Consider the following 23,556-nt stretch of genomic DNA (forward strand, 5'->3'; position numbering starts at 1 on the left):
CCTCAGACGGCCGACACGCCGCCGTCAACGGCAAGCGTCTGCCCGGTAATGTGCTTGCCCGCGTCGGACGCAAACAGGATGGTCGCGCCCTTCAGGTCCTCGTCGTCGCCGATGCGGCCCAGCGGCGCATCCTTGGCCAGCACTTCCTCGCCGAACGTCGCCAGCACGCCCTTGGTCATCTTCGACGGGAAGAAGCCCGGCGCGATCGAGTTCACGGTGATGCCGTAGCGGCCCCACTCGCCCGCCAGCGTGCGGGTGAAGTTGACCACCGCGCCCTTCGACGTGTTGTAGGCGATCGTCTTCATCGTGTTCGGCGGATTGCCAGCGAGGCCGGCGATCGAGGAAATGTTGATGATGCGGCCGTACTGGCGCGGGATCATCGACGCCTTGCCGACCGCCTGCGTAACCAGGAAGATGCTGCGGATGTTCAGGTTCATCACCTTGTCCCACGCTTCGACCGGATAGTCCTCGGCGGGCGCGCCCCAGCTGGCGCCGGCGTTGTTGACCAGGATGTCGATGTGGCCGAGCCGCTTGATGGCTTCGTCCACGAAGGGCTGCACCTGCGCGTCGTCGGACAGGTCGGCGGCGATGGCGGAAGCGTCGATGCCGCGGGCTTTCAGATGCGCGACTGCTTCGTCGAGTTCTTCCTGCTTGCGGGCCGACAGCACCACGCGCGCGCCTTGTTCGCCGAGCGCTTCGGCCATCTGCAGGCCGAGGCCGCGCGAGCCGCCGGTGACGAGCGCCGTCTTGCCGGCGAGCGAAAACAGTTCTTGAGAGGTTCGCATATCAGGCCTCGAAGTCCATGCACTGGCGCTCGGAGCGCACCGCGCCGATGAAGGGCTTGACCGCCTCGTGGGTCGGGTGCGCGGCATAGGCGTCGAGCGTCGCCTTGCTGTCGAATTCCGAATACAGCACCACGTCGTAGGTCGCTTCCAGGCCTGGCTGGGCCAGCGCCACCTCAAATTTCAGGATGCCCGGCACGATGTTCGCGCAGGCTTCCAGCTTCTCCTTCATCTTTGCCGCATTGGCGGCGCGGTCGGCGCCTTCGGCGAAATCCTTCAGCTTCCACATCACGATGTGTTTGATCATTGCTGCTCCGTTGTTATGGTTCTGGTTGTCGTTCCTGCGGAGGCAGGAACCCATGCTGAGCGGGCGACTCACGATCAGTATAGGTTCCAGCATTCGCTGGAACGCCGGTCATTACGTCAGACGACTTCGAACAGGCCCGCGGCGCCCTGCCCGCCGCCAATGCACATCGTAACGACGACATACTTGACGCCGCGCCGCTTGCCTTCGATGAGCGCATGCCCAACCAGCCGCGCGCCCGAAACGCCGTACGGATGGCCGACCGCGATCGCGCCGCCGTTGACGTTCAGCCGGTCCATCGGAATGCCCAGTGTGTCGGCGCAATACAGCACCTGCACGGCGAACGCCTCGTTCAGTTCCCACAGCCCGATGTCGGCCACCGACAGTCCCGCCTTCTTCAGCAGCTTCGGCACCGCGAACACGGGCCCGATGCCCATCTCGTCCGGCTCGCAGCCGGCGACCGCGAACCCGCGGAAGATCCCCAGCGGCTGCAAGCCTTTGGCCTGCGCCACGTCCGAGCTCATGACGATCGCGACCGAGGCGCCATCGGAAAACTGACTGGCGTTGCCGGCGCTGATCACGCCGCCGGGCACCGCGCTGCGGATCTTCGACACGGCTTCGAGCGTGGTGTCGGCGCGGATCCCTTCGTCGGCCGAAATCGTCACTTCGCGCGTGAGCAGCATGCCGCTGGCCTTGTCGGCTACGCCCATGGTGGTCGTCATCGGCACGATCTCGGCGTCGAACAGCCCGGCCGCCTGCGCCGCCGCGGCGCGCTGCTGGCTGCGCACGCCGTACTCGTCCTGGCGCTCGCGGCTGATGTTGTAGCGCTTGGCAACCGTCTCGGCGGTCTGCAGCATCGGCCAGTAGATTTCCGGCTTGTGCTCCTTGAGCCACGGCTCGGCCAGCATGTGACGGTTCATTTCCTGCTGCACGCAGGAGATCGACTCGACGCCGCCTGCGGCATAGATCTCGCCTTCGCCGGCGATGATGCGCTGGGCGGCCAGCGCGATGGTCTGCAGGCCGGAGGAGCAGAAACGGTTGACCGTCATGCCGGCCGTGGTCACGGGGCAGCCGCCGCGCAGCGCGATCTGGCGCGCAATGTTGGCGCCGGTCGCGCCTTCGGGATTGGCGCAGCCGATCAACACGTCCTCCACTTCTCCCGGCGCGATCCCGGCGCGGCCGATCGCCGCCTGCAGCACGTGTCCGCCCAGCGTGGCGCCATGCGTCATGTTGAACGCGCCCTTCCACGATTTGGCCAAGGCGGTGCGGGCGGTCGATACGATGACGGCGTCTGACATACAGGTCTCCTGAGTTGGGGTGTGTTCGATACGAGAATAGCACAATATAGAACGGTCGTTCGCAAAAAATATGACCGCCGGTGCTCGTCAGTTTCGCGTAAGTTTGGAGCAAGCCTGTCGTAAGTTTAACGGTTCACACTCCGCCTTGGCTGACGAAGTATCGGCCAATCCGATGACAGATCTAAAACTACACACGGAGACAAACATGGCAATCACACCCGGCTTGGCCGCTGGCGGGCACACCGCAGCCCCGCCATCGACAGGCATCACCAAGGAAGAGCGCAAGGTCATTTTCGCGTCTTCCCTCGGCACCGTTTTCGAATGGTATGACTTCTACCTATACGGCTCGCTTGCCGCGATCATCGGCAAGCAGTTCTTCCTCGGCGACCAGACCACCTCCTTCATCTTCGCCCTCATGACCTTCGCGGCCGGATTCCTGGTTCGCCCGTTCGGCGCGCTGGTGTTCGGCCGCCTCGGCGACATGATCGGCCGGAAGTACACCTTCCTGATCACGATCCTGATCATGGGTTCGTCGACCTTCGTCGTCGGCCTGTTGCCCGGCTATGCCAGCATTGGCATCGCCGCGCCGATCATCCTGGTGACCCTGCGCGTGCTGCAAGGCCTGGCGCTGGGCGGCGAGTACGGCGGCGCTGCAACCTACGTCGCGGAACACGCGCCGGAAGGCAAGCGCGGCCTGTTCACCTCATGGATCCAGACCACCGCGACGATGGGCCTGTTCCTCTCGCTCATGGTCATTCTCGGCACCCGCACGGCGATTGGCGAGCCAGCGTTCCTGGAATGGGGCTGGCGCGTTCCTTTCCTGGTCTCCGTCCTGCTGCTGGCCGTCTCGGTGTGGATTCGCCTGTCGATGAACGAGTCGCCCGCATTCGCCAAGATGAAGGCCGAAGGCAAGACCTCGAAGGCGCCGCTGACCGAGTCGTTCCTGAAGGGCCGCAACGCCAAGATCGTCTTCCTGGCGCTGGTTGGCCTGACGATGGGCCAGGCAGTTGTCTGGTACACGGGCCAATTCTACGCGCTGTTCTTCCTGACCCAGACCCTGAAGGTCGACGGCGCCCTTGCGAACATCCTGATCGCCATCTCGCTGGCGCTGGGAACTCCGTTCTTCATCTTCTTCGGCAGCCTGTCGGACAAGATCGGCCGCAAGTACATCATCCTGGGCGGCTGCCTGATCGCCGCGCTGACCTACTTCCCGATTTTCGGCGCGATCACCCACTACGCTAATCCTGCACTGGAAACCGCGTTGAAAAACTCGCCAGTGACAGTCACGGCCGATCCAGCCACCTGCCACTTCCAGTTCAACCCGACCGGCACCTCGAAATTCCCGTCGTCCTGTGACATCGCCACCGGCATGCTGACGGCAGCTTCGGTCAGCTACACCAAGATCGACGCGCCTGCGGGCACCGTTGCCAGCGTCAAGGTCGGCGACAAGGTGTTCAACTCCTTCGACGCCAATATGGATGCCGCGGGTCTCGACTTCGACGCCGGCAGCAAGAAGAAGGTAGCGACGTTGAAGACCGACCTGGGCGGCGCGATCAAGGCCGCCGGCTACCCGGCCGCCGCCGATTCTGCGCAAATCAACAAGCCGATGGTTGTCGCCTTGCTGTTTGTCCTGGTGCTGTATGTGACGATGGTCTACGGCCCGATCGCCGCGATGCTGGTCGAGATGTTCCCGACCCGTATCCGCTACACCTCGATGTCCCTGCCCTACCACATCGGTAACGGCTGGTTCGGCGGTTTCCTGCCGACCACCGCGTTCGCGCTGGTGGCGTTGAAAGGCGACATCTACTACGGCCTGTGGTACCCGATCGTCATCGCGCTGATCACCGTCGTCATCGGCACGCTGTTCGTCAAGGAGACCAAGGACAACGACATCTACGCGGCCGACTGAAACAGGTAGCCGCTTCACTCAAAAATGCCGCTAGCGATAGCGGCATTTTTCTTTGCGCTTCGTATATCATTGCCGCCATCATTAAAATCACACGGAGATCACCTTGCACAAGATTCCTTCACTGCTGGTGGCGGGAGCCTTCCTCGCCGCGCCAGTCGCCATGGCGGCCAGCAAGCCGACCGTCGCCGAAGCCGAGCGTTTCGTCGCAGACGCCGAGGCAAAGCTCGAAAAGATGGGCATCAACGCCCAGCGCGCCGAATGGGTCGCTGAAAACTTCATCACCAACGACACGGAAACCATCACTGCGCAGGCCAACGAGCAGTTCCTGACCGTGAACGGCGAGATCGCCCGCAAGGCCCGCCGCTACAACGGCCTGAAGCTGCCGGAAGCGACCGCGCGCAAGCTCAAGCTGCTGCAATTGTCGCTGTCCCTGTCCGACGCCGGCGACCGCGAGACCTACGCGCGCCTTGCCGCCAGCATGACCGGATCCTACGGCAAGGCCAAGTACTGCCCGAAACTGGCCGACGGCACGAGCGGGCCGTGCATGCCGCTGGGAGAGATGGAAAAGGTGCTCGCCGAAAGCCGCGATCCGGCCCGCTTGAAAGAGATGTGGCTCGGCTGGCACGCCCAGTCGCCGGCCTACAAGCAGAGCTACGCCGAGTACGTCGCCGTGTCCAACAAGGGTGCGCGAGAGATGGGCTTTGCCGACACCGGCGCGATGTGGCGTTCGCAGTACGACATGCCGCCCGAGGCGTTCGCCGCCGAGATGGAGCGCCTGTGGCAGCAGGTCAAGCCGCTGTACGATTCGCTGCACACCTACACGCGCTACAAGCTGCGCCAGACCTACGGCTCGACCCTGGTGCCGGCAACCGGCCCGATTCCGGCCCACCTGTTCGGCAATATGTGGAGCCAGTCCTGGGACAACCTGTACCCGATCCTCAAGCCGCCGGTCGCCACCAGCACGTACGACACGGGCAAGGTGCTGGCCGAACGCAAGACCAGCGCGCAGGACATGACGCGCTACGCCGAACGCTTCTACACCTCGCTCGGCATGGAGACCCTGCCCGCCACGTTCTGGGAGCGCTCGCTGCTGACCAAGCCCCGGGACCGCGACGTGGTCTGCCACGCCTCCGCGTGGGACATCGACACCCAGCTCGACGTGCGCATCAAGATGTGCATCACGCCGACGTCCGAGGATTTCGCCACCATCCACCACGAGCTGGGCCACATCTACTACGACCTGGCCTACCGCAAGCAGCCCTACCTGTTCAAGAATGGCGCCAACGAAGGCTTCCATGAAGCGATCGGCGACACGGTGGCGCTGTCGATCACGCCGGACTACCTGATGAAGGTATCGCTGATGACCCAGGCGCCCGATCCGGCGCAGGACCTCGGCCCGATGATGCACCGCGCGCTGGAGAAGGTGTCGTTCCTGCCGTTCGCCTTCCTGGTCGACCAGTGGCGCTGGAAGGTCTATGCCGGCGCGACCAAGCCGGCCGACTACGACAAGTCGTGGTGGGACCTGCGCGAGAAGTACCAGGGCGTGTCGCGCCCGGCGCCGATGGTGGACGGCGGCTTCGATGCCGGCGCCAAGTACCACGTCGCCAGCGACACCTCGTACTCGCGCTACTTCCTGGCCACGCTGCTGCAGTTCCAGTTCCACCGCGCGCTGTGCCGCGAGGCCGGCAACACCGGGCCGCTGAACCGTTGCTCGATATACGGCAACAAGAAGGCCGGCGCCAAGTTCCAGGCGATGCTGGCAATGGGCGCGAGCAAGCCATGGCCGGAAGCGCTGAAGGCCATCACGGGCGAAGACAAGATCGACGGCAACGCCCTGATCGAATACTTCGCGCCGCTCAAGACCTGGCTCGATGAACAGAACAAGCAGCTGGCGCTGGCGGACAAGAACGTCAAGCCCTGAAAACCAGTTACCGATGCAAACGGAATGCCGCTAGGGATAGCGGCATTTTTTTATGCCTGGGTCGGGCAATTGACGAGCGGTATCGAACGAAGCAGCCTCGGCTTCGAGGCATATGATTGAGCGGTGAGTAAAGTCCACGAACAAGGAGCTCATCATGCTTGACAGGGAAAAGCAAAACCGGGAGAACTGCATCGCGGCGTGCGCGGCGGCGATTGCCGCGTGCCAGGCCTGCGCCGCGGGAGATATCCGGGCCGGCACGTCGTTGTGCGCGCTGATCAATCTCGATTGCATCGACATCTGCACTGCGACGATGAATGCGATGGCGCGCGGCTCGGAGCATCATGGCGATTTCTGCACTGTGTGTGCGCACATCTGCCGCGCGTGCGCGACGGCCTGCGCGGCGCATGCGCAGGTGCACGAGCACTGCGCGGTGTGCATGCGCGCGTGCGAGCACTGCGCCAGCGAGTGCATGAAGCACGCAAAAGAGCGGCATCTTTAGAAGTAACAATGGGGTCAAGTCCGCAGGACCAGACCCCGCCGTCGTGACGCGGCGCCGGCAGCATCGGGGTCTGGTCCCGCGGACCTGACCCCATCTGTGCCTAGTCGTTGAAGCGCTTGCCCTCGGCCGCCAGTTTAACCAGCAGCGGCGCCGGCTTCCACGCCTCGCCGTGCCGGCCCTTGGCAAACTTCTCGATCGCCATCAGCACGTTGTACAGCCCCACCGTGTCGGCATAGAACATCGGCCCGCCGCGGAACAACGGGAAGCCATAGCCAGTCAGGTACACCATGTCGATGTCCGACGCCCGCATCGCAATCCCCTCCTCCAGGATGCGCGCGCCCTCGTTCACCAGCGCATACACCAGCCGTTCGACAATCTCCTGGTCCGAAATCTTGCGCCGTTCAACGCCGATGTCCGCCGAGTTCTTGAGGATCATGTCGTTGACCTCCTGGCTCGGGTAGGCCTTGCGGTCGCCCGCCTTGTAGTCGTACCAGCCGGCGCCGGTCTTCTGGCCGAACCGGCCCATTTCGCACAGCAGGTCGGCCGTCTTCGAATACACGATGTCCGGCTGCTCGACGTAGCGGCGCTTGCGGATATACCAGCCGATGTCGTTGCCGGCCAGGTCGCCCATGCGGAACGGTCCCATCGCAAACCCGAATTTCTCGGCCGCCTTGTCCACCTGCTCCGGCAGGCAGCCTTCTTCCAGCAGGAAGCCGGCCTGGCGAACGTACTGCTCCACCATGCGGTTGCCGATGAAGCCGTCGCACACGCCCGACACCACGCCGGTCTTCTTCAGCTTCTTCGACAGCGCCAGCGTGGTGGCCAGCACGTCCTTGCCGGTCTCTTTCCCGCGCACGATTTCCAGCAGCTTCATCACATTGGCCGGGCTGAAAAAGTGGGTGCCCACGACATCCTGCGGACGGCTGGTGAACGCGGCGATCTTGTCGACATCCAGCGTCGACGTGTTCGATGCCAGGATCGCGCCCGGCTTCATCACCGCATCGAGCTGCCGGAACACCGACTCTTTCACGCCCATGTCCTCGAACACAGCTTCGACCACGATATCGGCCTGGGCGATGTCGGCGTACGACAAGGTGCCTGTGATCAGGCCCACGCGCTGGTCGAACTTCTCCTGCGTCAGCTTGCCCTTCTTCATGGTGTTCTCGTAGTTCTTGCGGATCGTCGCGAGGCCCTTGTCCAGCGCTTCCTGCTTGGTCTCGAGCAGGATCACCGGGATGCCGGCGTTCGCGAAGTTCATCGCGATGCCGCCGCCCATCGTGCCGGCGCCGACGATGGCAGCCTGGCGGATCTCGCGCACCGGCGTATCGGCCGGCACATCCGGCACCTTGCTGGCGTTACGCTCGGCGAAGAAGGCATGGCGCAGCGCCTTCGACTCTGGTGTCTGCGCCAGGTGCAGGAAGCGCTCGCGCTCGAACTTCAGGCCGTCCTCGAACTTATGGGTGACCGAAGCGGCAACCGTCTCCACGCATTCGATCGGCGCCGGGAACGGTCCGGACATGGCCTTGACCGTGTTGCGTGTGAACTGCAGGAAGGCTTCGTGGTTCGGATAGTCCACCTTGCGGTCGCGCACCTTCGGCAGCGGACGCACGTCGGCGACCTTGTTGGCGAACGCAATGGCCGATTCGAGCAGGTTGGCGTCCTTGGCGAACACCTCGTCGAACAGCGCGGTGTCGGCCAGCTTTTCGGAAGGGATGAAGGTGCCGGAGACGATCATGTTGACCGCCTTCTCCAGGCCGACCACGCGCGGCAGGCGCTGGGTACCGCCGGCGCCTGGCAGCAAACCCAGTTTGACTTCCGGCAGCGCGATCTGCGCCCCTGGCATCGCCACGCGGTAGTTGCAGCCGAGGGCCAGCTCCAAGCCGCCGCCCATGCAGATCGTGTGGATCGCGGCGACGGTCGGCTTCTCCGAATTTTCGACCACGCGAATCAGGGAGTGCAGCGTCGGTTCGGTCAGGGCCTTCGGCGAATTGAATTCCTTGATGTCGGCGCCGCCCGAGAAGGCCTTGCCGGCGCCGGTGATCACGATCGCCTTGACCGCGTCGTCGGCTTGCGCCTTGCGCAGCCCTTCGACGGCCGCGGTGCGGGTGGCGAGCCCCAGCCCGTTGACCGGCGGATTGTTCAATGTGATGACGGCGACACTGCCATTGACCACGTAATCGGCGCTCATGTTTATCCCTTTTGTCAGTTGAACCAGCAATTCTTTACTATAACCGATAAAAGTACGGTCGTATTATTTTTAAGCTCCCAAATTTTCGAGCTCAGCCGACAGTCTTTTGGCCAACGATACTTGGAACCGTCGTTCCTGCGCAGGCAGGAACCCATGCTGAGCGTGTCAGACCTCTAGCCATTCCTTGCGGACGGCGGCATTGGCACGCAGTTCGGCCGGCGTCCCCTCGAACACGATGGCGCCATGCCCCATCACGTAAACCCGCTGCGAAATATCGAGGGCTATCGCCAGCTTCTGCTCAACCAGCAGCACCGCGACGCCCTTTTCCTTCAGCGCCAGCAGGTACTCGGCCACCAGCGCGACGATCTTCGGCGCCAGCCCCTCGGTCGGCTCGTCGATCATGATCAGGTCCGGATCGCCCATCAAGGTGCGGCACAGGGTCAGCATCTGTTGTTCGCCGCCCGACAGCACGCCGGCCGCGACAAGGCGCCGTTCCTCGAGCCGCGGGAACATCCGGTACATGTCCGCCAAAGTCCAACGTCCCGGCGTGGAGCGCTTCTGGCCCAGCACCAGGTTCTGCTCCACCGTCAGCGTCGGGAAGATGTCGCGGTTCTCCGGCACGTAGCCAACGCCCTTGTGCGCAATCTGGAAGGCCTTCAATCCCAGCAGCTCGCTCCCCCTGAATCGCACCGAGCCGCTCGCGGCCACCTGCCCCATCACCGCCTTCACCAGCGTCGAGCGCCCGACGCCGTTGCGCCCCAGCAGGCTGACGATCTCGCCTTCGCCCACACGCAGATCGACGCCATGCAGGATGTGGCTCTTGCCGTAGAACGCCTGCAAGCCACGTATGTCGAGGATGTCGCTCATGGCTCGCCCAGGTAAGCGGCTTGCACCGCGGCGTTGGCGCGGATGTTGGCCGGCGTATCGCAGGCGATCACCTCGCCGTACACCAGCACCGCGATCTTGTCGGCCAGCCCGAACACCACGCCCATGTCGTGTTCCACCATGACCAGCGTCTTGCCGGCCGTGACCTTTCGGATCAGTTCGACCGCCGCGTCCGACTCGCCGCGGCTCATTCCCGCGGTCGGTTCGTCGAGCAGGATGACGTCGGCGCCGCCGGCGATGGTGAGGCCGATTTCCAGCGCGCGCTGCTCGGCGTAGGTCAGCACCGCCGCGGGCAAATGCCGCTGGCGCTGCAGGCCGATCTCCTCGAGCACCTGTTCGGCGCGCTCGTGCGCGTCGCGCAGTCCGTCGAGCCGCTGCCAGAACGAATACCTGTAACCCAGCGACCATAGCGCCGCACAGCGCAGGTTCTCGTACACGGTCAGCTTGTCGAACAGATTGCTGATCTGGAAGCTCCGCGCCAGGCCGAGGCGGTTGATCTGGTGCGGCTGCAGGCCGGCCACGCTGCGCCCATTCAGGCGGATGTCGCCGCTACTGATTCCGTGGCGTCCGGAGACCAGATTGAACAGCGTGGATTTGCCGGCGCCGTTCGGCCCGATGATCGCGCAACGTTCGCCCTTCGCGACAGCCAGGCTTGCGCCGCGGATGATCTCCGACTTGCCGAAGCTTTTGCGCACGTCCTTCAGTTCGAGTGCATTCATGCCGCGCCCCGCTTCTGTTTGCCGGCGATTTCCGCGTGCACCTCGTCCCACGCGGCCATATATCTTGGCTGGTGGCGCCGATAGCCGAGCCACGACCCCAGCAGCAGTGTCGCCGCCATCACCCACGGCCCCGCCGAATGCGTGTCGGTCTGGATGCCGAACAGCATCATGCCGCTGCCGCTGGCCGACTCCAGCGTCAGGTGGTACAGCAACTCCACGCCGATCACGAAGCCAGCTACGCCAACCAGCGTGGCCCAGGACACCGCCACCAGCGGCAGCCCGATTCGGCCGAACCCGCCGAAGCGCGCCACGCGCAGCAGCTGCAACAGCAGGTGCGACAGGCCGCCCGGCGCAAAGCGCACCACGGCGATGAAGAACAGACCAAGGTACAGCTGCCAGGCGGCGGTGAACTCCGAAAGCATTACCGTAAAGAAGACGCCGACCACCGCGCCGATGAGCGGGCCGAAAAAGAAGCCGATGCCGCCGATGAAGACGAACAGCAGGATGGCGCCGGAACGGATCGCGCTGACGTTTTCCGCGCTGACGATTTCGAAGTTGATCGCGCCCAGCGCTCCTGAAATGCCGGCAAAGAAGGCCGACAGGATCAGCGTCAGGTAGCGCACCCACTGCGCGTCGTAGCCGATGAAGCCGGCGCGCTCCGGGTTGTCGCGCACCGCGTTGAGGATGCGCCCCAGCGGCGTGCGGGTGAACGCGAACATCGCCGCGGTGCTGGCGAACAGCCAGGCCGCGATCAGGTAGTACACCTGGATCTGCGGCCCGTACGTGATGCCGAGGAACGGCTGGCCGGCCGTGCGGTTGGTCGTGACGCCGCCCTCGCCGCCGAAGAACTCCGGGAACATCAGCGAGCCGGCGAACACCAGTTCCACCAGGCCGAGCGTGATCATCGCGAACGTGGTGCCGGATTTGCGCGTCGTGACGTAACCGAACAGCACGCCGAAAAACATCCCGGCGACGCCGCCCACCAGCGGGATCAAGGTGGTTGGCACGCGCATTCCGGTGGCGTTCATCGCGTGGACCGCACAGAACGCGCCAAGACCGGAGTAGACGGCGTGGCCAAACGACAGCATGCCGCCCTGCCCGAGCAGCATGTTGTACGACAGCCCTAAGATCATCACGGTGCCGATCTGGCACAGGATCGACAGCGCGGCGCCCCTGGTGAAGATCAGCGGCGCGACGATCAGAAGCAGCGCAAAGGCGCTCCACAGCAGCCAGCGCCCGAGATTCAGGGGCCGGTACGTCATTCGCGCGTTCCCATCAGGCCCTTGGGGCGGAAAATCAGGATCAGCACCAGCAGCAGGAACGGCAGGATCGCGGCGCTCTGGGCGATGGTCACCTTCAACACGCTGTAGCCTGGCGTGGCCGCCGTGATGTTGGCGCCGGCCCAGTTCAGCAAGGACATCAGCGAATAATCGAGCGCCACCGCGAAGGTCTGCAGCACGCCGATCAGCAGCGAAGCGGCGAAGGCGCCGGCCAGGGATCCCATACCGCCCACCACCACGACGACGAAGATGATGCTGCCGACCGTGGCTGCCATGCCGGGTTCGGTGACGAAGGCATTGCCCCCAATGACGCCTGCCAGGCCGGCCAGTGCGCAGCCGCCGCCGAACACCCACATGAACACGCGCGGCACGTTGTGGCCCAGCGCCTCGACCGCGTCGGGATGCGTCAGCGCCGCCTGGATCACCAGGCCGACGCGGGTGCGCGTGAGCACCAGCCAGATCGCGGCCAGCATCGACAGCGCGACCAGCATCATGAAGCCCCGGTACATCGGGAAGCTGGTGGCGAACAGCGTGAACAATGGCCGATCGAGTTCTTTGGGGATCGCATACGGCACGGCGGCGCGGCCCCAGACCAGCTGCACCAGTTCGACCATCAGGTAGGACAGGCCGAACGTGAACAGCAGCTCGGGGATGTGGCCGAACTTGTGCAGCGGGCGCAGACCGTAGCGTTCGACCGCGGCGCCGGCCAGGCCGACGGCCAGCGGCGCGATAATCAGCGCGGGCCAGAAACCGAGCCAGTGGCTGATGGTGTAGGCGATGTAGGCGCCCAACATATAAAAGCTCGCGTGCGCAAAATTGAGCACGCCCATCATGCTGAAGATCAGCGTCAGGCCGGAGGACAGCATGAACAGCAGCAGGCCGTAGCTGACCCCGTTCAGCAGGGTGAACAGCGTAAATTCCATGAATATCTTATTTTGCCGTCGTTCCAGCGAAGGCTGGAACCCATACTGAGCGTGAATGCCAAGTCAGCATGGGTTCCTGCCTGCGCAGGAACGACAACCGGTTAGGCCCCTGGCCGCTTCATCTGGCACGACGTCGGCTGCCCCGCCATGTACGCGTCGATCTTCTTGTCCATCTTCCAGCCGTAACCGGTGTTCTCCTGGTCGAACTTCACGTCCTTGCCGTTCACCTTGGTCCAGGTGCCGATGTACAGCGGCTGCTGCAGCTGATGGTCCGCCTTGTTCATCATTACTTCGCCATTCAAGCTGTTGAACCGTGCCCCCTCCATCGCAAACGCCACCTTCACCGGATCGGTCGATTTGGCGGCCTTGATCGCCTGCGACAGCATGCCGATGCTGCTGTGCGTCTGCGCGGTGTAGAAGTCGTCGTTGTACTTCTTCCGGTACGCCTCGACGATCTCCCTGCCCTTCAGCGCCTCGTTGTTGGCCATCCAGTTGCCGACGATCTTCACGTGCTCGGCGCCGGCCGCGCCCATCGCCGTCGGCACGCCGGTCGTGGCGCCGTAATAGGTGTAGAAATTGGCCTTCAGGTCGGCGTCCTTGGCCGCGCGGATAAGCAGCGCCAGGTCGGCGCCCCAGTTGCCGGTGACGACCGTGTCGGCGCCCGACGCCTTGATCTTGGCGATGTACGGCGAAAAATCCTTCACTTGCGCGATCGGATGCAAATCGTCGCCGGCGATCTTGATGTCCGGCCGCTTGCGCTTCAGGTAGTCCTTGGCTGCGCGGCTGACCGCCTGGCCGAAGGCGTAGTTCTGGCCGATGATGTAGACGCTCTTGATGTCCTTGTTCGGCGCCATATACGACGTCAGCGCTTCCATCTTCATGTCCGAATTGGCGTCGAAACGGAAGTGCCAGAAGCTGCACTTACTGTTGGTCATATCCGGGTCGATCGCGGCGTAGTTGAGGAACACCACCTCCTTGCCGGGATTGCGTTCGTTGTGCTTGTTGACCGCATCCAGCAGCGCGAGGCCCACGCCCGAGCCGTTGCCCTGCGTGATGTAGCGGTAGCCCTGGTCGATCACGGCCTTCAGCTGCGTGAGCGACTCCTGAGGGCTGGCCTTGTTGTCGAAGCCGACCACCTCGATCTTGTGCTCGCCTGCCCACTTTTCCTTGTTGGCCAGTTCGGCCATCGTCTGGAAGCTGTGCAGCTGGTTTTGCCCGACCGGCGCGAAGGGCCCGGACAGCGGGTCGATGAACGCGATCTTCACCGTGTCCGCGTGCGCGAACGGCGCGATGAGTGCGAAGGTCACTGCGGCTGCCAAAGTTTTCATCTCGTCTCCATCCCTTATTGTCGTTATAAATTCAGGTGTTCGGCAGCTTGTAGTCGCGGTACTGCTCGCGCAGCTTGTTCTTCTGGATCTTGCCCGTAGCGCCCATCGGCAAGGCCTCGATGAAGGCCACGTCGTCCGGCATCCAGAATTTCGCGATCTTCCCTGCGAAGAATTGCAGCATCTCCTCGCGCGTGACTTCCTGGCCCGGCCGCTTGACGACCAGCAGCAGCGGGCGCTCGTCCCATTTCGGATGCGCGATGCCGATGCACGCCGCCTGCAGCACTGCCGGATGCGCCATCGCGATGTTCTCGAGGTCGATCGTGCCGATCCACTCGCCGCCAGACTTGATCACGTCCTTGCTGCGGTCGGTGATCTGCATGTAGCCGTCGGCGTCGATCGTCGCCACGTCGCCGGTCGGGAACCAGCCGTCCTGCAGCACGTCGCCGCCCTCATTCTTGAAGTAGCCCGAGATGATCCACGGGCCCTTGACCAGCAAGTGGCCGTAGGTGCTGCCGTCCCACGGAAGCTCCTCGCCGTCATCGTTGACGATCTTCATGTCCACGCCGTAGATCGCGTGGCCCTGCTTCTGCAAGATCTTGCGCTGTTCGTCCTTCGGCAGCGCCAGGTGCTTCGCCTGCAGACCGCCCGCGGTGCCGAGCGGGGACATCTCGGTCATGCCCCAGGCGTGGATCACCTCCACGCCCAGCTTGTCGATCAGCGTATCCATCATCGCCGGCGGACAGGCCGAGCCGCCGATGACGGTGCGGCGGAAGGTGGAGAACTTCAAATCGTTCTGCAGCACGTAGTTGACCAGCCCGAGCCAGACCGTCGGCACGCCGGCCGAGAAGGTCACGCCTTCCGATTCGAACAGCTCATAGAGCGACTTGCCGTCCAGCGCGGCGCCCGGGAACACCATCTTCGCGCCCGACAGCAGCACAGAATACGGCAGTCCCCACGCGTTCACGTGGAACATCGGAACGACCGGCAGCACGGTGTCGGCGGCCGACACGTTGAGCGCATTGGGCATCGCCGAACCGTACGAGTGCAGTACGGTGGAGCGGTGCGAATACAGCGCGCCTTTCGGATTGCCGGTGGTGCCCGAGGTGTAGCACAGCGACGCGGCGGAATTCTCGTCGAACTGCGGCCACGCAAAATCGTCGGAACTGCTGGCGATCAGGTCTTCGTAGCACAGGAGGTTGGGGATTTTCGTTTCCGTCGGCATCCGGTCGCGGCCAGCCATTAGCACGAAAGCCTGGACGGTCTTGCACTGCGCGGCCACCGCCTCGATCAAGGGCAGGAAGGTCAGGTCGAAAAACAGGTACTGGTCCTCGGCGTGGTTGGCGATGTAGGCGATCTGCTCCGGGTGCAGGCGCGGGTTGATGGTGTGGAGGACCGCGCCCATCCCCGACACGGCGTAGTACAGCTCCATGTGGCGGTAGCCGTTCCACGCCAGCGTGGCCACCCGCTGGCCCATCTGCACGCCCAGGCCCTTCAAGGCGTGGGCGGCGCGGCGCGCGCGCTGGTGGCAGTCGCGATAGGTATAGCGGTGCAAGTCGCCCTCGACCCGGCGCGAGACGATCTCGACATGGCCGTAATGGCGCGCGGCAAATTCGATGATGCTCGAAACGAGCAGCGGCTGGTCCATCATCTGCCCCATCACTGGGCTCTTTGGATAAGACGTCATGCGAACTCTCCTGTGGATTTTTTTGCAACCTGTCTTGAGTTTCGTTCGACCGCGGGAAGGCAGTCAATACTTTTCGATGCTGCGGCGCAATAGTGGGTAAATGCGATAGTTTTTCCATATCGTTGAAATAAAAATAATCTCAATCGTGCGCGGCAGGGCGCCCCCTATACTTTTCCGACATATCGTGAATTTAATGGAGATCCAAGACAATGCCCAAGACCAAATCGAATGGTGGCAAGAACGGCGCCAAGCCAGCGAACGGATCAACCCCTTCCACCGCGGTCGGCAACGGCGGCGAATGGCATCAGCAAGCGCACGACAATACCCTCACCACCAACCAGGGCGTGCCCATTTCCGACAACCAGAATTCGCTGCGCGCCAACGCCCGCGGGCCGACACTGCTGGAAGACTTCATCCTGCGCGAGAAGATCACCCATTTCGACCATGAGCGCATTCCCGAACGCATCGTCCACGCGCGCGGCACCGGCGTGCACGGCTTCTTCGAGCTGACCGAATCGCTGGCCAAATATACGACCGCGAAGATCCTCACCGAAGTGGGCGAAAAGACGGAAGTATTTACGCGCTTTTCCACGGTGGCCGGCGGCGCCGGCTCGATCGACACTCCGCGCGACGTGCGCGGCTTCGCCGTCAAGATGTATACCAAGGAGGGCAACTGGGACCTCGTGGGCAACAACATCCCGGTGTTCTTCATCCAGGACGCCATGAAGTTTCCCGACCTGGTGCACGCCGTCAAGATGGAGCCGGACCGCGGCTTTCCGCAGGCAGCCAGCGCCCACGACACGTTCTGGGATTTCATCTCGCTGACCCCGGAATCGCTGCACATGATCATGTGGGCGATGTCCGACCGCACCATTCCGCGCTCGCTGCGCATGATCGAAGGCTTCGGCGTCCATACCTTCCGCCTGCTCAATGACAAGGGCGAATCGACCTTCGTCAAGTTCCACTGGCGACCCAAGCTCGGCCTGCAATCGACAGTCTGGGACGAAGCCGTCAAGCTCGCCGGCGCCGATCCCGATTTCCACCGCCGCGACATGTTCGAGTCGATCTCCAATGGCGCCTTCCCCGAGTGGGAGCTGGCGGTGCAGCTGTTCACCGAGAAGCAGGCCGACGGCTTCCCCTTCGACCACCTCGACGCGACCAAGCTGATCCCGGAAGAACTGATCCCGCTGAAAGTGATCGGCCGCATGGTGCTGAATCGCTGGCCGAACAACTTCTTCGCCGAAACCGAGCAGGTCGCGTTCTGCCCGTCGCACATCCCGCCGGGCATCGATTTCTCCAACGACCCGCTGCTGCAGGGGCGGCTGTTTTCCTACCTGGACACCCAGCTCAAGCGCCTCGGCTCGCCGAATTTCCACCAGATCCCGGTCAACGCGCCGAAGTGCCCGTTCGCCAACAACCAGCGCGACGGCCACATGCAGATGGCGCAGCCGGCCGGCCGCGTCAACTACGAGCCGAACTCGCTGGCGCCGGACGGGCCGCGCGAACGCGCCACGGGCTTCCGCAGCATGGCCGCCGACGAGACCGGCGCCAAGGGCCGCATCCGCGCCGAGTCGTTCTCCGACCACTACAGCCAGGCGCGCCAGTTCTTCATCAGCCAGACCCCGGTCGAGCAGGCGCACATGGCCTCGGCGCTGGTGTTCGAACTTTCGAAGGTCGAGCATCCGCACATCCGCGAAGCCGTGGTCAGCCACCTGCGCCACATCGACGGCGACCTCGCGCAGCGCGTTGCCACCGGCCTCGGAATGGATAAACTGCCGGAGCCAGCCCCAACCACAGTGGAGACCAGGGAAATGGAACCATCGCCCGCGCTGCAGATCATCGGCAAGATGAAAGACACGCTGGAAGGCCGCGCCGTCGGCGTGCTGGTGGCCGACGGCTCGGACAAGGCCACGGTGGACGGCATCACCGCCGCGGTCAAGCAGGCCGGCGCCTCGTTCAAGATCATCGCGCCCAAGGTGGGCGAGGTGACGCTGTCGGACAAGTCGCGCCTGAAAGTCGATGGCCAACTGGCCGGCACGCCGTCGGTGCTGTTCGACGCGGTGGCGCTGGTGCTGAGCGCCGACGCGGGCGCGAAGCTGGCGAAGGAGGCCTGCGCGGTCGACTTCGTGCGCGATGCTTTCGGGCACCTGAAGGCGATTGCGGCGGACGAAGGCGCGCGCGCCGTGCTGGACAAGGCCGGCGTGGAGAAGGATGCCGGCGTGGTGGAAGCTTCCAACAGCAAGGGCTTCGTGCAGGCTGCGAAGACGCGCCAGTGGGACCGCGAACCGAAGCTGCGAACATTGGCTTGATGCTAGATGGGGTGCGGTCCGCAGGACCAGGCCCCAGGTGTGTCGCACGCTTTTGCTGCGCACGGTAGAATCTCGGGACCTGGTTCAACGAACCTGGTCCCATTTTCATTTTCAGACTGGACCCGCCATTACTGCCGACGACCTGCCATTGGGCAATTCCTTTGCCGCCCTGCCCCCTGCCTTCTACACCCGGCTGATGCCGACGCCCTTGCCGGCGCCGTACTTCGTTGCGGCCAGCGCCAGGGCCGCCGCCCTGGTCGGGCTCGACGCCGCGCACCTTGCCAACAGCGATTTCGTGGACTTTCTCACTGGCAACCGCGTGCCCGCCCGCTCGCAGCCGCTGTCGGCCGTGTATTCCGGCCACCAGTTCGGCGTCTGGGCTGGCCAACTGGGCGACGGCCGCGCCATCCTGCTCGGCGAGCTGAACGGCCCCGCCGGCCCGATGGAACTGCAGCTCAAGGGCGCCGGACTGACGCCGTATTCGCGCATGGGCGACGGCCGCGCCGTGCTACGCTCGTCGATCCGCGAATTCCTGTGCTCCGAAGCGATGGCCGCGCTGCGCATTCCCACCACGCGCGCGCTGTGCATCACCGGCTCGGACAAGGGCGTGATGCGCGAAACCGTCGAGACCTCGGCAGTCGTCACGCGCATGGCGCCTAGCTTTGTCCGCTTCGGCTCCTTCGAGCACTGGTACTACCGCGACAAGCCGGAGGAACTGAAGGCGCTGGCGGATTACGTGATCTACACCTTCTACCCGGAGCTGACCGCTGAACCGAACCCGTACACCGCGCTGCTGGCGGAAGTGACGCGCCGCACCGCGCGCATGATCGCGCAATGGCAGGCGGTCGGCTTCATGCATGGCGTGATGAACACCGACAATATGTCCATCCTCGGCCTGACGCTCGACTACGGCCCGTTCGGCTTCATGGAAGCGTTCGATCCTAACCATATCTGCAACCATACCGACCAGCAGGGCCGCTACTCCTACGCCAACCAGCCCCAGATCGGCCACTGGAACTGCTATGCGCTGGGCCAGGCGCTGATGCCGCTGATCGGCGACGCCGATGATGCCCAGGAGGCGCTGGCGGTGTATCAGCCCGAGTTCGCCCGCACCCTCGACCACCTGCTGCACGCCAAGCTGGGCCTGGCAACGGAACACGAGCAGGACCGCGCCCTGTTCGACGAGCTGTTCAAGCTGATGGCCGCCGCCCATGTGGATTTCACCCGCTTCTTCCGCACGCTGGGCAAGCTGAAGCTGGACGACCCGGCTGCCGACGCCCCGCTGCGCGACATGTTCATCGAGCGCGAAGCCTTCGACGCCTGGGCGGCGCGCTACCGTGAACGGCTGCGCCAGGAAGCCAGCGCCGACAGCGAGCGCAAGACCGCGATGGACGCGGTCAATCCGAAATTCGTGCTGCGCAACTACCTGGCCCAGGTGGCCATCGAAAAGGCCCAGAACAAGGATTATTCCGAAATCGCCAAATTGCTGGCCATCCTCGAGCACCCGTTCGACGAACAGCCCGAGCATGAGGCGTACGCCGCCCTGCCGCCCGACTGGGCCAGCCACCTCGAAGTCAGCTGTTCCTCCTGAAAGGCCCGCCATGACCGACAAAGTAATCAAGACCGACGCCGAATGGCGCGAGATGCTCGATCCGATGGAGTACCAGGTGACGCGCCACGCGGCCACCGAGCGCGCCTTCACCGGCAAGTTCTGGGACCACCACGAGCACGGTATTTACACCTGCGTGTGCTGCAACACGCCGCTGTTCGAATCGGACGCCAAGTTCGATTCCGGCTGCGGCTGGCCCAGCTACTTCAAGGCGATCGACCCGGCCAACGTGATCGAAAAGACCGACCGCACCCATGGTATGCTGCGCACCGAGATCATCTGCGCGGTCTGCGACGCCCACCTGGGACACGTGTTCCCCGATGGCCCGCCGCCGACCGGCCTGCGCTATTGCATCAATTCGGCGTCGCTGCGCTTCGAACCACTCTAACTTTTGCCCTTCCATGAAATTTTTGTTCGACCTGTTTCCTCTTATCCTGTTCTTCGGCGTCTTCAAATGGGGTGAAGGCCATGAGCAGGCCGCCCACGGCATCGTCCAGCAATACCTGGGCGGCTTGATGACGGGCGGCTCGGTCACGGCCGCAGTCTCGCCGGTCATCCTCGCCACGGTCGTCGGCATCATTGCGACCGCGCTCCAGATCGGCTACCTGATGGTGCAGCGCAAGAAAGTCGACGGCATGCTGTGGGTTTCCGCGGCCGTCATCACGATCATGGGCGGCGCCACCATTTACCTGCACGACGAGACCTTCATCAAGTGGAAACCGACCATTCTCTACTGGACCTTCGCCGCGATCCTGCTGGTCTACCAGCTGTTCAAGGGCAAGAACCTGATGAAGAGCGTGCTGGGCGAGGCGTTCAAGCTGCCCGAGGAAGTCTGGCCGCGCGTCTGCTTCGCCTGGATCTGGTTCCTGTTCGCCCTCGGCCTGCTGAACCTGCTGATGGCCTTCGTCATCTTCAAGGGCAATACCAGCGCCTGGGTTAACTTCAAGGTGTTCGGCGCCACCGGCCTGTTCTTCGCCTTCACGGTCGCCCAGGCATTCGTGCTGTCGAAATACCTGCAGGAGGAAGCATGACTACGCGCATGGACCGCATCCGCGCCGCGCTGGCCCAGCTCGAGCCCACCGCCGTCGAGCTGACCGACGAATCGCACCTGCACGCCGGCCACGCCGGCGCGGCCTCCGGCGGCGGGCACTATCGCCTGCGGATCGTCTCGCCCCGCTTCGAGGGCCAGAGGCTCGTCATGCGCCATCGTCTGGTGTATGATTCCGTGCACGATATGATGCACAAGGAGATCCATGCCCTCGCCATCACTGCGCTGGCCCCGTCCGAGCAGTGACCGAGAGCATGTTCAGGGATTCTTAAGAAATCTATTCGACAATCGCGAAGTACAAAAAAATCGATTCATCTGTCCAAGAAACTTTTCCAATCAGGAATAAATAATGACCTTCAAGCCAGCCCGTTTGCTGTTAGCCCTTATCGCTGTAGCCGCCGCCCCGGCGTTCGCGCAAAACCTCGCCGTCGTCAACGGCAAAGCCATCCCTTCCTCGCGCGCCGATGCCGTCGTCAAGCAAGTCATCGCCCAGGGCCAGCAGCCGGACTCGCCGCAGCTGCGCGACGCCGTCAAGAAAGACCTGATCATCCGTGAAGTGATGATGCAGGAAGCCGTCAAGCAGGGCTTCGAGAAAGACGCGACCGTCAAGTCGCAAATGGAAACGGCGCGCCAGACCATTGTCATCAACGCCCTGGTGCGTGACTTCGTCACCAAGCATCCGGTCAAGGATGCCGACGTCAAGGCCGAATATGAGCGTTACAAGGCGCAGGCCGGCGACAAGGAATACCATGTGCGCCATATCCTGGTCGGCACCGAAGCCGAAGCGAACGCCATCATCGCCAAGCTGAAGGGCGGCGCCAAGTTCGAAGAGCTGGCCAAGCAGTCGAAAGACACCGGCACCGCGGCCAACGGCGGCGACCTGGACTGGGCTAGCCCGACCTCGTTCCCGAAAGTGTTCAGCGACGCCTTCATCGGCCTGCAAAAAGGCGCCGTCGCCGACAAGCCGGTCCAGACCCCGAACGGCTTCCACGTCGTCAAGCTCGACGACACGCGTCCGACCAAGCTGCCGGCGCTGGAAGAAGTGAAGGGCCAGATCGAAGAAGCACTGCAGCAGAAGCAGCTGCAGGCCTACCAGGAATCGATGCTTGCCAAAGCCAAGATTCAGTAATATTTCCCCTGCCGGCGCCTTCGAGGCGCCGGTGCGCCCTCTTCCCGGATTTTTATAGGAATCGAACATGATCTTGAAGCCAGCCACCCTGTTAGCCATGACCGCACTGGTCGCCGCCCCGGTATTCGCGCAGAACGTCGCCACCGTCAATGGCAAGGCAATCCCGTCGTCGAAGGTCGACCAGATCGTCAAGCAAGTTGTCGCCCAGGGCAAGCAAGCCGATTCCCCGCAACTGCGCGAAGCAATCAAGAAAGACCTGATCAACCGCGAAGTGCTGATCCAGGAAGCCGACAAGCAAGGCGTCGCCACCCGTCCTGAAGTGAAGATGGCGCTGGAAAACGCCCGCCAGAGCATCATCATCAACGCGATGCTGGCCGACTACATCAAGAAGAATCCGGTGAAGGACGCCGAAGCGAAGGCCGAGTACGACAAGTACAAGGCGCAGGTCGGCGAGAAGGAATACCACGCCCGCCACATCCTGGTTGGCACCGAAGAAGAAGCCAAGGCCATCATCGCCAAGCTGAAAGCCGGCGGCAAGTTCGAAGAGCTGGCCAAGCAGTCGAAGGACGGCTCGGCAGCCAATGGCGGCGACCTGGACTGGGCGAGCCCGGCGGCCTACGTGCCTGAGTTCTCGCAGGCGATGGTCAAGCTGAACAAGGGCCAGTACACCGAGACCCCGGTCAAGACGCAGTTCGGCTACCACGTGATCAAGCTGGAAGACACCCGTGCGGCGAAGATTCCTCCGTTCGAGGAAGTCAAGACGCAAGTGTCGGAATCGATCCAGCAGCGCAAGCTCGCCGCCTTCCGCGACGAACTGGCCAAGAAAGCCAAGATCCAGTAATTAACTGGGTCCGCAATGAAAAAGCGCTCCGGCTGGAGCGCTTTTTTTTCGTCGGCGATGCCTGAATTGATGGGGGCGGGTCCGCTTGTCCAGACCCCGGTTTACGTAACGCTTTTGCGCTCTTCTGTATCGGCATCCGGGTGAAGGGCGGCAAGCTGCTCCAGAAGTTCCGGGACCGCGGTCTGAATGGTTTGCCACACCACCTCGACGCTGATGTCGAAGTAGCCGTGCGCAATTCGATTGCGCATCCCACGCATGCTACTCCATGCAATTTCAGGATGCTTCGCAGCAAAATGGCCGTAGCCTTCCATCACCCGCGTTGCCGCTTCACCGATGATGATGAGGTTCATGATCACCGCTTGCTGTGTGCGCTTGTCTGCCAGGAACTCGTCTAGCTTCATGCCCGTCACGAAGCCAGAAGCATCTGAGGCGGCCTGATGCAAATGGGTTAGATAATCCGAGAGCCGATGCTTGCTCATACGGGCCGGGCTTCTGCCAGCACTGTCGCGCGGAAAGCCAGAGGAAGATCCGCTGGAGTCAACAAATCGACGCGAACTCCGAGCAACGTTTCGAGCTCGTCTTGCAAACCGCCCAAATCGAACAAAGTCGTTTCCGGAAGTACGTCGACCAACAAATCAAGGTCGCTGCCATTACTGTCGGTACCGTGCAGCACCGAGCCGAAGATGCGCAAGTTTGCAGTCCGGAAGCGGCTTACCGCGTCAAGAATGTCAGCTCGCTTAAGATCAAGCAATGCTGAGGGACGCATGATTCTCTCCCATTCGGAATATATCTGGATGGTAAACCATTGCGCGGAGCATTCCAAGCGTCGCTCAACGGCCTGAAGATTCGCATCGCTAGAGCGCCAGCGGCGGCGTCAAAACCGGGGTCTGGTCCTGCGGA

At 63.3% G+C, this 23,556-nt stretch carries 22 protein-coding genes; 10 read left to right on the forward strand and 12 right to left on the reverse strand.

Annotation, left to right across the window (positions count from 1 at the left end):
- Nucleotides 1-2 precede the first annotated feature (2 nt).
- The 3 genes from Q4S45_RS09155 to Q4S45_RS09165 form a co-directional block, all read right to left on the reverse strand.
- On the reverse strand, nt 3-785 hold the full coding sequence (locus tag Q4S45_RS09155; RefSeq protein ID WP_305511150.1) for an SDR family oxidoreductase: 783 nt from the start codon (nt 783-785) through the stop codon (nt 3-5).
- Nucleotide 786: 1 nt separating this feature from the next.
- On the reverse strand, nt 787-1,089 hold the full coding sequence (locus Q4S45_RS09160; RefSeq protein WP_305511153.1) for a Dabb family protein: 303 nt from the start codon (nt 1,087-1,089) through the stop codon (nt 787-789).
- A 116-nt stretch (nt 1,090-1,205) separates the two neighbouring features.
- Nucleotides 1,206-2,384: an acetyl-CoA C-acyltransferase gene (locus tag Q4S45_RS09165; RefSeq protein WP_305511155.1), complete on the reverse strand. Its 1,179-nt coding sequence runs from the start codon at nt 2,382-2,384 to the stop codon at nt 1,206-1,208.
- A 205-nt stretch (nt 2,385-2,589) separates the two neighbouring features.
- Between Q4S45_RS09165 and Q4S45_RS09170 the strand changes: the two genes are divergently transcribed.
- The 3 genes from Q4S45_RS09170 to Q4S45_RS09180 all read left to right on the forward strand — a co-directional run bounded on the left by Q4S45_RS09170 (nt 2,590) and on the right by Q4S45_RS09180 (nt 6,713).
- A complete protein-coding gene (locus Q4S45_RS09170) occupies nt 2,590-4,293 on the forward strand; it encodes an MFS transporter (protein WP_305511156.1) in 1,704 nt (567 codons plus the stop codon).
- 103 nt (nt 4,294-4,396) lie between these two features.
- Nucleotides 4,397-6,214, forward strand: a complete 1,818-nt coding sequence (locus tag Q4S45_RS09175) for a M2 family metallopeptidase (protein WP_305511158.1) — start codon at nt 4,397-4,399, stop codon at nt 6,212-6,214.
- Between the two features lie 154 nt (nt 6,215-6,368).
- Nucleotides 6,369-6,713 (forward strand): four-helix bundle copper-binding protein, encoded by a 345-nt coding sequence (locus Q4S45_RS09180; RefSeq protein ID WP_305511160.1) that lies wholly within the window; start codon nt 6,369-6,371, stop codon nt 6,711-6,713.
- 100 nt (nt 6,714-6,813) lie between these two features.
- On the opposite strand, the gene Q4S45_RS09185 is transcribed toward Q4S45_RS09180, so the two are convergent.
- The 7 genes from Q4S45_RS09185 to Q4S45_RS09215 all read right to left on the reverse strand — a co-directional run bounded on the left by Q4S45_RS09185 (nt 6,814) and on the right by Q4S45_RS09215 (nt 15,720).
- Nucleotides 6,814-8,901 carry a 3-hydroxyacyl-CoA dehydrogenase NAD-binding domain-containing protein gene (locus tag Q4S45_RS09185; protein WP_305511161.1) on the reverse strand — a complete coding sequence of 696 codons (2,088 nt, stop codon included), beginning with the start codon at nt 8,899-8,901 and terminating at the stop codon, nt 6,814-6,816.
- A 165-nt stretch (nt 8,902-9,066) separates the two neighbouring features.
- Complete coding sequence (locus Q4S45_RS09190; RefSeq protein WP_305511163.1) at nt 9,067-9,768, reverse strand: ABC transporter ATP-binding protein; 702 nt, start codon at nt 9,766-9,768, stop codon at nt 9,067-9,069.
- Nucleotides 9,765-10,505, reverse strand: coding sequence for an ABC transporter ATP-binding protein (locus tag Q4S45_RS09195; RefSeq protein WP_305511165.1), 741 nt, complete (start codon nt 10,503-10,505; stop codon nt 9,765-9,767). The genes Q4S45_RS09190 and Q4S45_RS09195 overlap by 4 nt, the downstream gene beginning before the upstream one ends.
- Nucleotides 10,502-11,767, reverse strand: a complete 1,266-nt coding sequence (locus Q4S45_RS09200; RefSeq protein WP_305511167.1) for a branched-chain amino acid ABC transporter permease — start codon at nt 11,765-11,767, stop codon at nt 10,502-10,504. The genes Q4S45_RS09195 and Q4S45_RS09200 overlap by 4 nt, the downstream gene beginning before the upstream one ends.
- Nucleotides 11,764-12,708 carry a branched-chain amino acid ABC transporter permease gene (locus Q4S45_RS09205; protein WP_305511169.1) on the reverse strand — a complete coding sequence of 315 codons (945 nt, stop codon included), beginning with the start codon at nt 12,706-12,708 and terminating at the stop codon, nt 11,764-11,766. The genes Q4S45_RS09200 and Q4S45_RS09205 overlap by 4 nt, the downstream gene beginning before the upstream one ends.
- 101 nt (nt 12,709-12,809) lie before the next feature.
- Entirely contained in the window at nt 12,810-14,036 is a 1,227-nt protein-coding gene (locus Q4S45_RS09210) for a branched-chain amino acid ABC transporter substrate-binding protein (RefSeq protein ID WP_305511171.1), read from the reverse strand.
- A 31-nt stretch (nt 14,037-14,067) separates the two neighbouring features.
- On the reverse strand, nt 14,068-15,720 hold the full coding sequence (locus Q4S45_RS09215) for a 3-(methylthio)propionyl-CoA ligase (RefSeq protein ID WP_305511172.1): 1,653 nt from the start codon (nt 15,718-15,720) through the stop codon (nt 14,068-14,070).
- Nucleotides 15,721-15,929: 209 nt separating this feature from the next.
- On the opposite strand from Q4S45_RS09215, the gene Q4S45_RS09220 reads away from it, so the two are divergent.
- The 7 genes from Q4S45_RS09220 to Q4S45_RS09250 all read left to right on the forward strand — a co-directional run bounded on the left by Q4S45_RS09220 (nt 15,930) and on the right by Q4S45_RS09250 (nt 22,656).
- A complete protein-coding gene (locus Q4S45_RS09220) occupies nt 15,930-18,029 on the forward strand; it encodes a catalase (protein ID WP_305511174.1) in 2,100 nt (699 codons plus the stop codon).
- Between the two features lie 196 nt (nt 18,030-18,225).
- Nucleotides 18,226-19,620 (forward strand): YdiU family protein, encoded by a 1,395-nt coding sequence (locus Q4S45_RS09225; RefSeq protein WP_374046105.1) that lies wholly within the window; start codon nt 18,226-18,228, stop codon nt 19,618-19,620.
- A gap of 10 nt (nt 19,621-19,630) precedes the next feature.
- Nucleotides 19,631-20,026 carry a peptide-methionine (R)-S-oxide reductase MsrB gene (gene msrB / locus Q4S45_RS09230; protein WP_305511176.1) on the forward strand — a complete coding sequence of 132 codons (396 nt, stop codon included), beginning with the start codon at nt 19,631-19,633 and terminating at the stop codon, nt 20,024-20,026.
- Nucleotides 20,027-20,039: 13 nt separating this feature from the next.
- Nucleotides 20,040-20,669 (forward strand): septation protein A, encoded by a 630-nt coding sequence (locus Q4S45_RS09235; RefSeq protein ID WP_305511178.1) that lies wholly within the window; start codon nt 20,040-20,042, stop codon nt 20,667-20,669.
- Complete coding sequence (locus Q4S45_RS09240; protein ID WP_305511180.1) at nt 20,666-20,932, forward strand: BolA family transcriptional regulator; 267 nt, start codon at nt 20,666-20,668, stop codon at nt 20,930-20,932. Before Q4S45_RS09235 ends, Q4S45_RS09240 begins: the two co-directional genes overlap by 4 nt.
- Before the next feature lie 103 nt (nt 20,933-21,035).
- Complete coding sequence (locus tag Q4S45_RS09245; RefSeq protein WP_305511181.1) at nt 21,036-21,815, forward strand: peptidyl-prolyl cis-trans isomerase; 780 nt, start codon at nt 21,036-21,038, stop codon at nt 21,813-21,815.
- A gap of 67 nt (nt 21,816-21,882) precedes the next feature.
- A complete protein-coding gene (locus Q4S45_RS09250) occupies nt 21,883-22,656 on the forward strand; it encodes a peptidyl-prolyl cis-trans isomerase (RefSeq protein WP_305511183.1) in 774 nt (257 codons plus the stop codon).
- Between the two features lie 101 nt (nt 22,657-22,757).
- Here the strand turns inward: Q4S45_RS09250 and Q4S45_RS09255 are convergent, their stop codons facing one another.
- A complete protein-coding gene (locus tag Q4S45_RS09255) occupies nt 22,758-23,135 on the reverse strand; it encodes a DUF86 domain-containing protein (protein ID WP_305511185.1) in 378 nt (125 codons plus the stop codon).
- Complete coding sequence (locus Q4S45_RS09260; RefSeq protein ID WP_305511187.1) at nt 23,132-23,422, reverse strand: nucleotidyltransferase family protein; 291 nt, start codon at nt 23,420-23,422, stop codon at nt 23,132-23,134. Before Q4S45_RS09260 ends, Q4S45_RS09255 begins: the two co-directional genes overlap by 4 nt.
- Between the last annotated feature and the right edge of the window lie 134 nt (nt 23,423-23,556).

Source organism: Massilia sp. R2A-15 (genome assembly GCF_030704305.1).
Lineage (GTDB): Bacteria > Pseudomonadota > Gammaproteobacteria > Burkholderiales > Burkholderiaceae_D > JAFCUW01.